Below are 15,110 nucleotides of genomic sequence, written 5' to 3' on the forward strand. Positions count from 1 at the left end.
GTGATCACGGCCACATGTCTGATGCGCCCCCGGCACGGATCCGCGGCGCACGACGAGGGAGAGATGAAACATGTCAGTCACCACCACCGGATCGACCAATGATCTGACCACCGAACCGCTGCGCTCGCGTCGAAATCACTGGAACAACCAGGTCCGTCGGCATGCCTTCATGACCCCCGATCAGGCGGCGGTGACCTACCTCGACACTGTGACGACGTGGCGCGAACTCGACGCACGATCGCGCGCATTCGGCGCCGCGCTGCACCGGCGGGGAGTGCAGTTCGGCGACCGCGTCCTGATGGCGCTGCTCAACCGCACCGAATACCTCGAAGCGGTGCTGGGGGCCAATCTGATCGGCGCCATCCCAGTGCCGGTCAACATCCGCATGAGTCCCGCCGAAGTCGGCTTTCTGGTCAACGACAGTGGGGCGAAGGTGATACTGACCGAGACGATGCTCGCCCCACTCGCCGACGCCGTCAGCGCCGCGACCGGCGGGATCGACACCACTATCGTGGTCGGCGGCAGTGAGAACGAGGCCCACCTCGACTTCGAGACGCTCGTTTCCGAGGATTCGTCGGATCTGCCCGAGATCGATGTGCCCGAAGACACCGTCGCCCTCATCATGTACACCTCGGGAACCACGGGAAAACCCAAGGGCGCCATGCTGACCCATCAGAATCTACAGGCGCAGGCGATGACGGTGATCGCGACGTCACAGAGTGGATCGTCCGACGACGACGTGGCCTCGATCGTTCCACCCATCTTCCACATCGCGGGCCTTGCAGCTTTCGCACCGGTGCTCTACCGCGGGGTCCGGTCGGTGATCCATCCGCTGGGCGCCTTTGATGCCGACGACATGCTCGACACCCTGGAACGGGAGGGGACCACGTCGGTGTTCATGGTGCCCGCGCAGTGGCAGGCGGTATGCGCCGCACAGCAGACCCGTCCACGAAAGCTGAAATTGAAGACGATCAGCTGGGGCGCTGCGCCGGCCTCGGACACCGTCCTCCACGCCATGAACGACAACTTTCCCGAGGCGCTCAACATGACCGCGTTCGGTCAGACCGAAATGTCACCCATCACCACGATCCTCGAGGGTAAGGACGCGCTGCGCAAGATCGGCTCCATCGGCAAGGTGGTGCCCGCGGTGACGGCACGCATCGTCGACCCGATGATGAACGACGTCAAACCCGGGGAGGTGGGGGAGATCGTCTATCGGGGCCCGAACATGATGGTGGGCTACTGGCAGAACCCGCAGGCCACCGCTGACGCCTTCCGCGGCGGCTGGTTCCACTCCGGCGACCTGGTACGCCAGGACGACGAGGGCTTTCTCTACGTCGTCGACCGGGCCAAGGACATGATCATCTCCGGCGGGGAGAACATCTACTGCGCGGAAGTGGAGAACGTCCTGTACGGCCACGACAAGATCGCCGAGGCCGCAATCATCGGTCGTGCCCACGAGAAGTGGGGAGAGGTCCCCGTCGCCGTCGTCGTCCTGGCGGAGGGAGTCGACGATCTCACCCTCGACGAACTCGAGCCCTATCTGAATGACAACCTCGCCCGGTTCAAGCAGCCCAAGGATCTGGTCATCATCGATGAACTGCCGCGCAATGCCGGCGGCAAGGTCGTGAAGCCGAAGCTGCGCGACGCCTATGGGAGCAAGGACGCCGGGCTCGCCCACTGATTCGACGGGTGGGTGGCGCGGGCTCGAATCTCGCGCGCACCCACGAGGGGCGGTCGCGGACGAACGAGCGAAGCGTCACCCCTGGTCTCTCAGGAGCATCGCGAGGAACGTCGCGAACGTCACCACCGCACCCTGAGGAGCCTCGCGAGGAACGAGCGAAGCGTCACGAAGGGCGCCCTTCGTGACGGCCCTCCGCTATCGCCCGGACCTCCTCGGGGACCGAGTGGTGACGACTCCCATCCCGCGCCACGACCGCCACCGACGGGCAGTGCACAACCCGAGGAACGTCGCGACCGTCACCCCCGCTCCCTGAGGAGCCTCGCGAGGAACGAGCGAAGCGTCACGAAGGGCGCCCTTCGTGACGGCCCTCCGCTATCGCTCCGGACCTCCTCAGGGACCGAGTGGTGACGACTCCCATCCCGCGCCACGACCGCCACCGACGGGCAGTGCACAACCCGAGGAACGTCGCGAACGTCACCACCGCTCCCTGAGGAGCCTCGCGAGGAACGTCGCGAACGTCACCCCCGCTCCCTGAGGAGCCTCGCGAGGAACGAGCGAAGCGTCACGAAGGGCGCCCTTCGTGACGGCCCTCCGCTATCGCTCCGGACCTCCTCAGGGACCGAGTGGTGACGGCCCTCCGCTATCGCTCCGGACCTCCTCAGGGACCGAGTGGTGACGGCCCTCCGCTATCGCTCCGGACCTCCTCAGGGACCGAGTTGGTGATGGCCTCGACCGGCGCTTGCGGTGGAAGTTCTTCTGATTTTTTGTGAAGGGTGCCGAAGATGACATCGGGCGCCGATGGCATCCTCGTCACCCGCCTGCGTCGCGGCGCGATTCTGGTCGATCGACCAACTCCATAGCAGCGCTGACCTGCTGCGATGCGGCCACTCACGATGCGCCGACCAGTGCAGGCCGATCGGGCGAGAGCGTGGCCGAAGCGAGTCCTCCGGCAAAATCAACCTGCTGTGGGATATCTCTCTCATCTGCCGGGCTCACAAACCGTACTCGCGCGTAGGGAAACGATTCGCAACAATCAACCACGTCAGCCGTCGACGTTCTGCGTCCGACCACAACCGCCCGACCCGAGCTCGGCACAGCCGTCGAGCCGGGCGCCGCGACCGCCACGCGCCAATCGGCAGGCACATAAGAGAAGGGAGTCGGTGATGTTCGCTCGCATTGCCATCGTGAACCGGGGTGAGGCCGCGATGCGCCTCATCCACGCAGTCCGGGGTCTGTCCGCGGAGACCGGGCAGCAGATCGAGGTGGTCGCCCTGCACACCGACGTCGACCGGAACGCGACATTCGTGCGCGAGGCCGACATCGCCTACGACCTCGGGCCTGCCGCAGCGCGCCCGTATCTGAACCTGAAGGTCCTCGAGCACGCCCTGCTCGAGACCGGCGCCGACGCCGCCTGGGTCGGCTGGGGCTTCGTCGCCGAGGACCCGAACTTCGCCGAACTCTGCGACCGCATCGGCGTGACCTTCGTCGGCCCGTCGGCCGAAGCCATGCTCAAGCTCGGCGACAAGATCGGCGCCAAGCTGATCGCCGAAGAGGTCGGCGTGCCGGTGGCCGCGTGGAGCCGAGGCGGTGTCGACACCGTGGAGGACGCGCTGGCTGCGGCGGCCGAGATCGGCTATCCGTTGATGCTCAAGGCGACCGCCGGCGGTGGTGGTCGAGGCATCCGGAAGGTCACCAACGACGCCGATCTGCGGGACGCGTACGAACGAACCCGCGACGAGGCGGCCCGGGCCTTCGGCAGCGGCGTGGTCTTCCTGGAGCGCCTGGTCACCGGCGCCCGACACGTCGAGGTGCAGGTCATCGCCGACGGTCAGGGCACCGCATGGGCGCTGGGCGTGCGCGACTGCTCGGTGCAACGACGCAACCAGAAGATCATCGAGGAATCCGCGTCGCCGGTACTCCCGGCCGACCAGGTCGCCAGTCTCAAGGCGTCGGCCGAGCGACTGGCGGTCGCCGTGGGCTATCGGGGTGCGGCGACGGTTGAGTTCCTCTACCACCCGGGCGAGAATCTGTTGGCCTTCCTGGAGGTCAACACCCGTCTGCAGGTCGAGCACCCGATCACCGAGACCACAACCGGTTTCGACCTCGTACGGGCACAGCTGTTCGTCGCCTCCGGTGGCCGCCTGGAGGGTGAGCCGCCGCAGGAACGCGGCCACGCCATCGAGGCACGACTCAACGCCGAAGACCCCGATCGCGACTTCGCACCCGCACCCGGCCGCATCGCACTGCTCGAACTGCCGGCCGGTCCGGGCATCCGCGTCGACACCGGGGTCAGCGAGGGCGACACCATCCCGGCCGACTTCGACTCGATGATCGCCAAGATCATCGCCTACGGCCGTGACCGCGACGAAGCGCTGGGACGGCTGCGGCGTGCGATGCGCGAGACGCGCGTGATCATCGCCGGAGGCGCGACCAACAAGAGCTTTGTCCTCGAGTTGCTGAACCGGCCCGAGGTGATCGACGGCAGTGCGGACACCGGCTGGATCGACCGCGTGCGCGCCGACGGTGAGCTCGTCGCCAACCGGCACTCCGCCATCGCATTGGCGGCTGCGGCCATCGACGCCTACGAGGAAGAAGAACTCGTCGAACGGCAACGACTGCTGTCGACGGCAGCCGGTGGACGGCCGCAGGTCCAGCACGACAGCGGACGTCCCCTCGACCTGAAGCTGCGTGGCGCGGGCTATCGCGTTCGCGTGGCACGCATCGGAGCGCATCGCTTCCGGGTCGGCATCGAAGCAGGTGCCGACACCCACACCGCCGACGTCGAGATCGAACGCTTCGACGAGCACACCGCGCAGATCGTGGTCAATCGTGTCCGCTACCGACTCGTCACCGACACGCACGGACCGATCCACCTGGTCGACGTCGACGGCGTGACCCATCGGGTCAGTCGCGATGAGGGCGGCGTCGTCCGTTCGCCCGCTCCGGCGCTGGTTGTCGCCACACCGCTGGAGGTGGGTGCGGAGGTCGAGGCCGGAGCTCCTGTGCTGGTCCTGGAGAGCATGAAGATGGAGACGGTGCTGCGTGCACCGGTCCGCTCGCGGCTGAAGGAAAGCCTGGTGTCGGTCGGCACGCAGGTCGAAACCGGCGCAACGCTGCTGCGACTCGAACCGCTGGCCGACGATGACGACGACGAGTCAGCTGATGAGGCGACCGAGGGCATCGACCTCGAACTTCCCGCAGAGCCGACGCACGTCGAGGCACACGAGCGCACGACCCGTAGCCAAGAAGATCTGCGTAGTCAGCTGCTCGGGTACGACGTCGACCCGCACGATCGCAGTCGACTGCTCAACGACTACCTCTCGGTTCGCCGTGATGCGCTCGAGAACGGGCGCCGTCCGCTCGCCGACGAGCTCGAACTGATCACCGTGTTCGCCGACCTCGCTGAACTGAGCCAGAACCGGACCTCGGGTGAAGACCTCGGCATCGAGCACGTACACAGCGCACGCGAGAACTTCCACACGTACCTGCAGAGCCTCGACGTCGAGCGCGACGGACTGCCCGAGACCTTCCACACCCAGCTCGGGAGGGCCCTGGCCCACTACGGGGTCACCGATCTGGAACGTACCCCCGAACTCGAAGCCGGCGTGTTCCGGATCTTCCTGGCGCTTCAGAAGCCCGCCGATTCGGTGACCGTGATCAGCACACTGCTGCGGGAGTGGCTGCGCGAACCGACTCCGCGCGACGAACTACAGGACGCTGTCGGCAGCGGCCTGGACCGGCTCGTGGCGGCAACGCAGGTCCGGTTCCCGGCCATCGCCGACCTCGCACGCGGCGTCGTCTACGCCTGGTACGGCCAGCCGCTGCTGCGGCGCGACCGGGCGCGGGTCTACAACAACGTCCGCAAGCAGTTGCGCTACCTGGACGCGAATCCCGAGGCGCCCGACCGCGACGAACGCATCGCGGACATGGTCCGCAGCACCGAGCCGCTGGTTCGACTGCTCGGACAGCGCATCTTGCGCGGCAACTCCGACAACACCGTGATGCTGGAGGTGCTGACCCGTCGCTACTACGGAAACAAGGGCCTCACGGGTATCCACATCCAGCAGGCGGGTGGAGCGACCTTCGTGATCGCCGGACGCGACGGCGCGAACCTCGTGTCGGCCGCGGTGGGTTACGACCAGCTTCCCGCCGCGATCACCGGTCTGGCCGAGATCGCCCGGGACACCGCATCCGTCGATGCCGACATCTACCTGAGCTGGGAGCAGCAGCCCACGGACTTCGACGTCATGGCGGGCGCCCTGCACGAGATCATCAACACTGGATCGCTGCCCAACCAGGTGCACCGCGTCACCGTCACCGTCGCCGGCAGTGGTGATGCCCGCATGCACCAGCACATCACGTTCCGGCAGTCGGCCACCGGCATGTCCGAGGAGCGGCTGATCCGCGGACTGCATCCCTACATCGCCCAGCGGATGCAGATGGAGCGGTTGCGCAAGTTCGACCTCACCCAGCTGCCGTCGTCCGACGACGAAGAGGTGTACCTCTTCCGGTGCGTTGCCAAGGAGAACCCGGCCGACGACCGCCTCATCGCGTTCGCCCAGGTCCGTGACCTCACCGCGATGCGCGAGCAGGACGGCCGACTGCTGACCGTGCCCACCGCCGAGACCACACTGGCATCCTGTGTCGACTCGATCCGGCGGGCTCAGCGCGGCTCCAAGAGGACCGTCAACACCAACCGGATCATCATGTACGTCTGGCCGCCGATCAGCGACACGCCCGAGGATCTCGACACGATCGCCGACTACATCCGGGGCACCGCCACCGACGTCGGCCTCGAAGAGGTGCTGCTCATCGCGCGGCGCCGCGACCGCGACTCCGGCGAGCTGACCAAGGTCGCAGTGCGGTTCTCGGTGAATGCGACCGGCGGCTTCAACGTGACCGTGGGAGAGCAGTCCGACGACCCGATCGAGCCCGTCGACGCCTACCGCCAGAAGGTGCTGCAGGCCGCCCGACGCAACACGGTCTATCCCTACGAGCTGACCGGGTTGCTCGGTGAATTCACCGAATATGACCTCGATGTCGAGCAGCGACTCGTGCAGGTCGATCGCCCGAAGGGCCGCAACACCGCGGCCATCGTGGCCGGTGTGGTGACCACGCCGTCCGAGAAGTACCCGCAGGGTGTCACCCGCGTGGTGCTGCTCGGGGATCCGACGAAATCGCTTGGTGCACTGTCGGAACCGGAGTGCAGTCGAGTGATCGCCGCCCTGGATCTCGCCGAACAGATGGAGGTGCCGCTCGAGTGGTACTCGCTGTCGTCGGGAGCGCGGATCTCGATGGATTCGGGCACCGAGAACATGGACTGGGTGGCACGCGCACTCAAGCGGGTCGTCGAGTTCACCCAGGCGGGCGGCGAGATCAACATCGTCGTCGCCGGTATCAACGTCGGTGCGCAGCCGTACTGGAACGCCGAGGCGACGATGCTGATGCACACCAAGGGTGTCCTGGTGATGACCCCGGATTCGGCGATGGTGCTGACCGGTAAGCAGTCGCTGGACTTCTCCGGCGGTGTGTCCGCCGAGGACAACTTCGGTATCGGTGGTTACGACCGGGTGATGGGTCCGAACGGGCAGGCGCAGTACTGGGCGCCCAACCTGGAGGCCGCGCGCGACATCCTGATGTCGCACTACGACCACACCTATATCGCACCCGGCGAGCAGGCGCCGCGACGGTCGTTGACAAGCGATCCGACCGATCGGGACGTCTCCGATTTCCCACATGTGCTCGCGGGCAGCGACTTCACCACGGTCGGCCAGATCTTCTCGTCGGCGACCAACCCGGATCGCAAGAAGCCCTTCGACATCCGGACCGTGATGCGTGCGGTCGCCGATCAGGATCACCCGGTGTTGGAACGCTGGGCCGGCATGGCCGACGCCGAGACGGCGGTCGTGTGCGATGTCCATCTCGGTGGTATCCCGGTGTGTCTGCTCGGTATCGAGTCGCGGGAGGTGCAGCGTCGCGGCTACAAGCCGACCGACGGCCCCGACACCTACACCGCGGGCACCTTGTTCCCGCAGTCGTCGAAGAAGGCGGCACGGGCGATCAACGTGGCCAGCGGCAACCGTCCGCTGGTGGTGTTGGCCAATCTGTCCGGGTTCGACGGTTCACCTGAGTCGATGCGGAAGCTGCAGTTGGAGTACGGCGCCGAGATCGGCCGTGCGATCGTGAACTTCCGTGGACCCATCGTGTTCTGCGTGATCTCGCGGTACCACGGTGGCGCGTTCGTGGTGTTCTCCAAGGCACTGAACCCGAACATGACCGTGCTGGCCATCGACGGCTCGTTCGCCTCGGTGCTCGGCGGCGCACCGGCAGCGGCAGTGGTGTTCGCCGGCGAGGTCGCCAAGCGAGTCGGTGCCGATCCTCGCGTTCGCGAGCTGGAACTGCGGGTGGCGGAGGCATCCGGGGCCGATCGGCCGGCGTTGAACGCCGAGCTGGCCGATACCCGGCAGTCCGTGCGCGCGGAGAAGATCAGCGAGATCGCCGCCGAGTTCGATTCGGTTCACAGCATCCGACGTGCGGTCGAGGTCGGTTCGGTCGACGCCGTGATCCAGGCCGCCGAACTGCGTCCGCGCATCATCGGTGCCATCGAGGGAAGCCCCCGGTGGTCAGATCACAGTGCGCAGGTAGGGGTTTCGTAGTCGAAACCCTCATCCGAAGAAGTCGGCCACCCCGGTGGTGGCCAGGCTCGACTCCCAGAGCAGTCCTTCGGATTCGGGATCGCGCTCGGGAGTGAGGAGTTGGGCCGGACCCGGCTTCCCACTCCCGAGCGGTCCGTAGAACTCGCCGCTGCGTGCGGTGGGGTCGCACGATGCGCGCAGGATTCCGAGTGCTCCGTCCTCGACGGAGTGAGCGACTCGGAGCGTGCGTTGCAGGATGAGTTTGTCGAGCACCCGCGTTCCGCCGGCATCGGTGGTCTTTGCCTGCAATCCGGAGTTGGTGGGACCCGGGTGCGCGCACAGGCTCGCGACTCCCGAGCCGGCGTGGGTTGCGGAAATCCGATCGTGCAACGCGTAGGTGAACAGCAGATTCGCCAGTTTCGACTGCTGATATCGACGCCACTTGCCCAGGCCCGGAAACCCGTCGCCGCCGAGGTGTCCTCCGTTGGTACCGAGATAGTCGGCGCGAAGGGCCGGTCCGCGTCGGGCTCCGCTCGATTGGTTGACGACGCGGGCCTCAGCAGCTCGCACGAGTAGCGGCCAGGCCCGCGACGTCAGCAGAAAGTGCGACAGGTGGTTGGTCTGCATCTGGATGTCGCACCCGTCGACCGTGGCCTGGTCCGGCAGACCCATCACACCGGCGTTGTTGCACAGCACATCGAGACCGTCGGGGCAGGCCTGCGCGAGCATGTCGGCGGCGACCCGAACGCTGTCGAACCGCTGCAGATCACAGGGGACCTGCACCGCCTCGACGTCATCGTTCCGGAGGTCGGCAGCCGCCGCGTCGGCTCGTTCCGACGGACGATTGAGCAGTATGACGCGTGCACCCAATCGTCCACAGGTACGGGCCATCACAAGTCCGGTGCCGCTCGTACAACCGGTGATGGCGACGGTCTTCCCATCGAGTCTCGGCAGCGTGGCCACGACCTCGTCGAAGAACCGAGGCGCCGGGGCGGGATATGTGCGGGACAGCATGCTCGAGCTCCTGCGTTTGGTGGGATCCAGTGGTGCGTCTCGGAAACACGCAACTAGTGGTGCGTCTCGTCCGGATCGGAGAAACGGGGCTCGCGCTTCTCCATGCCGGCATACACCGCCTCGAGCTGATTCGGCGAACCCATGAGACCCTCTTGGAGCTCGCTCTCGAGCATCAGGGCCGTTGCCGGATCCGAGCTCGTCCACGTCTGGTCGTACAGATGCTTGGCCGCCCGGACGGCATGAGGTGATTTCTGCGCGATCTCATGTGCGAGATCAAGTGCAGTAGTGAGGGGATCGTCGACGACACGGGTGACGAGTCCGAGGTCGTGCGCTTCGGTGCCCGACAGGATGCGCCCGGTGAAGGTCAGTTCCTTCGCGATGTCGGCGGCCACGAGGCGGGGGAGTGTCTGGGTGATCCCCATGTCTGGGACGAGGCCCCATTTGACCTCCATGATCGACAGTCGCGAATCCGCAGTGGCATAACGGATGTCGGCGCCGAGCGCGATCTGTAAGCCGCCACCGAAGCAGTTGCCGGTGATCGCGGCGATGACCGGCACCGGCACTCGGGCCCAATCCACCGACACGCGCTGTGCGTCGTTGGCGAGCTGACCTTCCTCGCGGGTGATCAGCGAGCGGGTCGCGTTGCCCTGTCCCAGGCTCGTGATGTCGAGTCCGGAGCAGAAGCTCTTGCCCGCGCCGTGCAGGACGACGGCTCGGAGCCGAGGATCGGTGGCGAGTGTGCCGGTGACATCCAGGAGAGCATCGAACATGGCGCGGTCGAGGGCGTTGTGCTTCTCGCCGCGATCCAGCGTGACCGTCGCGACACCGGAGTCGTCGAGGTCGACGCGGATTCTGTGTTCGCTCATCAGGTGTATCTCCCTACAGTCGTTGTCGGATCGATCCGGGGCCATTCTAGGAGGCCCAGGGCCTCTACCCGCGGCCGGACAGGATCACCTGTGCCGTCGCGGCGACCGCGCGGTCCGGATCCGCGGTCAGCCTGTCCAGCAGGTCGTCGGCTGCGGGAACGGGTATCTCGGCGAGCGACTGCGTGATCCGAAGCCGTGCCGCAGCATCGCTCGTCGCGTCCACATGGGCCCGCAATGCCGCGACGATGTCCTCGGGCGACTGCGGTGACAGTCCTCCGAGTGCCTCGGATGCCTCGACGTCGCGGTGGCCGTCGACGATCATCGCGATGAGCGTTGGGATTCCCGCTGGGTCTGCAGCGCCGGCGAGCGCGATGGCGGCACGCTCACGCACGTCGCGGTCGGCGTCGTCGAGGCCCCGGCGGAGCAGCGCGATCGCGTTCGGATGATCGATCGCCGCGATGGCCGAGACGGCTCGCCGTCGTACCGCATCCTCGGGTGAGTCGAGGCCCGCGGACAAGCCGTCCAGAGCCGCTCCGCCATCGCGCGCGAGCGCCCATCGCAATGCGCCCGAAACGTTCGGGTCACTTTCCGAGAGAAGAGCTTTGACGAGTTCGGGCATACTGAACCCGGCCCCGTCGGTCGGGGCCAGAATCGCCTGCTGTCGTCGGGCACCCGACTCCGAGTCCAGTGCGCGTGCCTGCGTGACGACATGCACCACATCCGCCCAGTCCGTGGGGCCCGATTGCTGTACGCGTTCCAGTCGAGCCAGCAGGTCCTGCTCGGTGGCGATGCGCTCACGGGTACGTTCCATGAGCTCGCTGACCAGAGCGGCCGGCGAAAACCCTGGTCGAGCCATGGCTTCGCGGACGTCCTGGAGGGAGAGGCCCAGCGTTCGGAGACTCTCCACGTGGAAGAGTCTCCGAACGTCGTCGGCGGAGTACTCGCGGTAACCCCCGGTCGTCCGTCCGGTGGGCGCCACCAACCCCAGCCGGTCGTAGTGACGGAGCATCCGGGGACTGACACCCGAGCGCCGGGCGACCTCACCGATCAGCATCGGCTACCCATCGACACCGACAGAGACCCGTCGGGCGAAATCGACAGCGAGGTCGAACCCGGCGTCGGGGTCGTCCAGTAGCCGGCGAGTGGTCGTGGCATGCACGCGGACGCCGTCGTCCGGATCTTCCATATGAGCGTCGATGACCGCCTGGGCCGACTCACCGAGCGCCATCAGACCGCGGGTGAGACTCAGCTGTACCTCCTCGTCGCCTCGACCCAATTCCCTCGCGAGATCCGCGGCGAGATCGGCCTGACCGTCGGGCTCGACCAGTGCCACCGCGGCGCGCCACGCGGCCCGGGCGACGTCGTCGTCGCTGTCGTGCAGCACGACAGACAACGCCGAGAACGCCTGCCGGTCACCGATCTTGGACAACGTGTGCAGGGCCTGGCTGCGCGCCTGGGGGTTCGCCGACCCGAGTTCGGCCACCAGCCGAGGCACCGTGACCTCGGCGGGGAACCGGCACAGAGCCCACGTGAGCATGTCGCGCACGAAGAAGTCGGGGTCGATCCCGCACCGCTCTACGAGAGCCTCGACGAGGCGCACATCTCCGCTGGTTCCAGCGGTCAGCGCGGCGCGAAGCCGCGTCGAATCGTCGTCGGCGCCCAGTGCGTCGATGAGACGAGTTGTCAGATCGTTCATGGTCATGACGATCACCTCCTTCACCGACCATGAAACAGCCTGTCACGGTGTCAAGGTCAAGCGTCGGAAATCGAACAGCGCGTCGGTCGGAACCCTTGCTCGCCATAGACTGTGACCGTGAGCGAGGCCACCTGGGAACTCAGTGATGCAGATGGGTCGGTTGTCGTCCACACCGGCGTCGCCGGTCGGGCGGCACGAACCGGGCATCGGCTGACCATCGAGGCGCAACGGTGGTCGGCGTCGGTGACCTGGGAGGGCGACACACCCACGGCGATCGCGGCGACCATCCCGGTGGACTCGTTGCAGATCATGTCGGGCAGCGGCGGACTGACCCCCTTGAGCGGGGCAGAAAAGGCGGTGGCGCGCGCCAACGCACTCAAGTCCATGGCGGCCGACAAGTTTCCCGAGGTCACCTACGAGACGTCGGCGATCACCGGCGCGGCCGACTCCTACCATGCGGAAGGCACTCTCACGATCCACGGTCGCCGTCGTCCGCACTCGCTCGACTTCACGGTCGCCGACGCCGAAGACGGTTGGGTCATCACCACGGAGACGACGATCATTCAGACCGATTTCGGCATCAAACCGTATTCCCTGATGATGGGTGCACTGAAAGTTGCCGACGACGTTCAGGTGACAATCGAGGTCAGACGCGCAATGGATGCGTGAACGATCGGGATGATCACCCACGTACTCAACGGAACGGGTCGGCCGGCGAGATCCCGAGTCTCCGCAGCGGTGCGCCCAGCCGCCAGTAGAGCAGCCCGCCCAACCCGCGCGGAAAGAAGGTGGAGGTGGTCGAAAGTTCGGCAACCGCGCCTCGGCCGGTTGCCGAATCCGTCAGCGAGAACTCGACGAACGCTCGTCCCACGTGACGGTCGGCGCCGATCCGCAGCAGGTCCGGCCGTCGCATGTCCACGACCTGCCACTGCTTGCCGACGCGGCGGCGGAGTTGGTCCCAGGAATCCTCGGCGCTGCGGGGCACCGACCGGCGCTGTGCGGTCCGAAACACCGTCTCCCCGGCCCATGGCGGATCGGACGGCAGCGGCTCGGCGGGTGGGACCTCGGCCGTCGCGTTCGACCAGGTGGCCTCGCCGTCTCCGCGATGCACTCGATCAAGGGTGGCCACCAGCGCGTCCCGGTAGGACGTCAATCCGCCGACAGGTGCTGCGATGACCTCGTCGATGTCGTGTTCGCGGCAGATGGCGTCACATTCCAACGACTCGATCAGCGGGCGTGCGATCTTTCCTCGGATCGGCGTGACGAATCGGACCCATCGACTCGCGATGGTCGGGGTGAGGTAGGGGAGCACGATCATGCGCCGACGTGGCAGGCCGGCGATCTCGGCGTAGCCCTGCATCATGTCGCCGTATTCGAGGACGTCGGGGCCGCCGATGTCCCACGTACGGGATTCGGGGACCGGAGCGGTCGCCGCCTCCACCAGGTAGTGCAACGCATCAGCCACCGCGATCGGCTGGATCGAGTTGTGCACCCAGCGCGGAGTGGTCATCACCGGTAGCCGCTCGGTGAGGTGGCGAATCAATTCGAACGACGCCGAACCGGATCCGATCAACGTGCCGGCCTGCAGCGCCACCGTCTCGATTCCCGAGTCGATCAGGATCTGCCCGACCTCCGCGCGTGAGGCCAGATGCTCGGACAAGTCGGTGCCATCCGGATGTAGCCCGCCGAGATAGACGATCCGGGATACGCCTCCCGAACGAGCCGCGGCGATCACGTTCTCGGCGGAGCGACGCTCTTCGGCGGCGAAGTCCGCGTCTGTGCTCGTCGAGTGCACAAGGTGATAGACGACGTCGACGCCGGCGAACGCGTTCGCGAGCGAATCGCGATCGGACAGGTCGCCGGCCACGACCTCGGCGTCGGGATCAGCCGCCCACGGTGCGTCCGCCAGTTTCGCGGGTGTCCGCGCCAGCGCGCGCACCCGATGGCCACGGGCGATCAGGCGCGGCGCGAGTCGGCCGCCGACATAGCCGGTCGCGCCGGTGACCAGACAGCGTCGCGAATCATTCACAGGTCCACCCTACGGATCGCAACCGACGCCGCCGCGCACTTCAACGTCCTCACGGCTGGTGAGGAGCCGACAGTCCGATATCGGCGAGTACTGCCTTGGCACCTTCGTCATTCTTGGCCGCCTCGCGCTTCACGAGGTCGATCGCCCACTGCAGACCTTCGCGGGCCGCGCGTTCCACGTATTCCTCGTGGATACGGGCGTCGATATTGAGCACGAACCCGGCCAGCGTGTCGATCGGCTCATCGGTGGTGCGGTACTTCGATCGGCTCGGGAACTTCATGCCGAGTTCCTCGTCGGCCATGGACATGGTGGCACCTCCGAACATGCGGTTGAACTCGTCTCCCGAACCTCGGAAGGCGTTGACGTCGACGGATTGCCCCGACACGCTGCCGGTATCCGAGAACTGAAGGATCTGAACAGGTTTGCCGCCGACATCCGCCCAACCCGCATGCCCGTCGCCGGGGTAGAGGTTTCGCGGTGTGTTGTGTCCGAACACGTAGTGGCTGTTCCAGATCGAGACCGGCAGTCCGGTCAACCGTGGTGCCCCCATCCACTCACGCCAATACCAGCGCGGTAGATAGATGGGTAACAGACGGGTGAATCCGGCTGCCCGGTAAGCGGATATGCGGTGGTAAAGGTCGTCGAGAGAGCCTGCGTTCGCGGTGTCTTCGTAGTCGATCTGCAGTGGGAAGTCCGTCGAACCGGCGTGTGATCGCAATAATCGTGCTTCGGCTTCGGGGTCGGTGTGCGTGCGGCAGAAGACATAGCCGCCCCATCGTCCGGGGAACCAGCGTCGCATCTCCGCCTGTGCGCGTGGCCAATACGGGTCACGATAGCTGTCACCTTCGGTGACCTTGTGCGTGGCGAAGGTGATGCCTTCGCCCTTGGCACGAGCGAAGTCGAAGTCCCTCTGGTGGTTGGAGACATCAATCCCGAAGAACGTCACCGTTGGCCTCCACAGAGCACTCGTGCACCCGCCGATCGATGGTGAGGACGAACCCGGGAGTGGATCGGCGGGCAGATCCTCTCGTCACGGCCGGAAGTAGACGAAAGCATGTTCTGCTGCTGAGGCGTGTGGTCAGCCTCCCTGCGTACTGAAAGTGCCGTCGCAGCGACATCATTCGGTACAAACAATCCTACGCTCGGACAAGCAGTCGCAGCCGCGATGAGTTTTCGCCTGGTCGTT

At 66.3% G+C, this 15,110-nt stretch carries 9 protein-coding genes; 3 read left to right on the top strand and 6 right to left on the bottom strand.

Going from position 1 to position 15,110, the window contains the following annotated elements; translation table 11 throughout:
• Positions 1-70: 70 nt before the first annotated feature.
• Both fadD5 and AC4AMJ_RS07485 read left to right on the top strand, forming a co-directional pair.
• Positions 71-1,684, top strand: a complete 1,614-nt coding sequence (fadD5, locus tag AC4AMJ_RS07480) for a fatty-acid--CoA ligase FadD5 (RefSeq protein ID WP_489917675.1) — start codon at positions 71-73, stop codon at positions 1,682-1,684.
• 1,163 nt (positions 1,685-2,847) lie between these two features.
• Positions 2,848-8,340 (top strand): ATP-binding protein, encoded by a 5,493-nt coding sequence (locus AC4AMJ_RS07485; protein ID WP_489917676.1) that lies wholly within the window; start codon positions 2,848-2,850, stop codon positions 8,338-8,340.
• A 9-nt stretch (positions 8,341-8,349) separates the two neighbouring features.
• Here AC4AMJ_RS07485 and AC4AMJ_RS07490 read toward each other — a convergent pair whose 3' ends face one another.
• From AC4AMJ_RS07490 to AC4AMJ_RS07505, 4 genes are all read right to left on the bottom strand, one after another.
• Positions 8,350-9,333, bottom strand: a complete 984-nt coding sequence (locus AC4AMJ_RS07490) for an SDR family NAD(P)-dependent oxidoreductase (protein ID WP_489895450.1) — start codon at positions 9,331-9,333, stop codon at positions 8,350-8,352.
• 53 nt (positions 9,334-9,386) lie between these two features.
• Positions 9,387-10,199, bottom strand: a complete 813-nt coding sequence (locus tag AC4AMJ_RS07495) for a crotonase/enoyl-CoA hydratase family protein (protein WP_489917677.1) — start codon at positions 10,197-10,199, stop codon at positions 9,387-9,389.
• Between the two features lie 64 nt (positions 10,200-10,263).
• Complete coding sequence (locus AC4AMJ_RS07500) at positions 10,264-11,253, bottom strand: MerR family transcriptional regulator (RefSeq protein WP_489895456.1); 990 nt, start codon at positions 11,251-11,253, stop codon at positions 10,264-10,266.
• A 3-nt stretch (positions 11,254-11,256) separates the two neighbouring features.
• Complete coding sequence (locus tag AC4AMJ_RS07505; protein ID WP_489917678.1) at positions 11,257-11,901, bottom strand: HEAT repeat domain-containing protein; 645 nt, start codon at positions 11,899-11,901, stop codon at positions 11,257-11,259.
• Between the two features lie 111 nt (positions 11,902-12,012).
• On the opposite strand from AC4AMJ_RS07505, the gene AC4AMJ_RS07510 reads away from it, so the two are divergent.
• A complete protein-coding gene (locus AC4AMJ_RS07510; protein WP_489895460.1) occupies positions 12,013-12,564 on the top strand; it encodes a YceI family protein in 552 nt (183 codons plus the stop codon).
• Positions 12,565-12,589: 25 nt separating this feature from the next.
• Here AC4AMJ_RS07510 and AC4AMJ_RS07515 read toward each other — a convergent pair whose 3' ends face one another.
• Positions 12,590-13,924, bottom strand: coding sequence for an NAD(P)H-binding protein (locus tag AC4AMJ_RS07515; protein ID WP_489917679.1), 1,335 nt, complete (start codon positions 13,922-13,924; stop codon positions 12,590-12,592).
• Between the two features lie 49 nt (positions 13,925-13,973).
• Entirely contained in the window at positions 13,974-14,870 is an 897-nt protein-coding gene (locus AC4AMJ_RS07520) for a glycoside hydrolase family 25 protein (protein WP_489895464.1), read from the bottom strand.
• Positions 14,871-15,110 lie beyond the last annotated feature (240 nt).

This window comes from Gordonia sp. LMA484 (assembly GCF_058129505.1).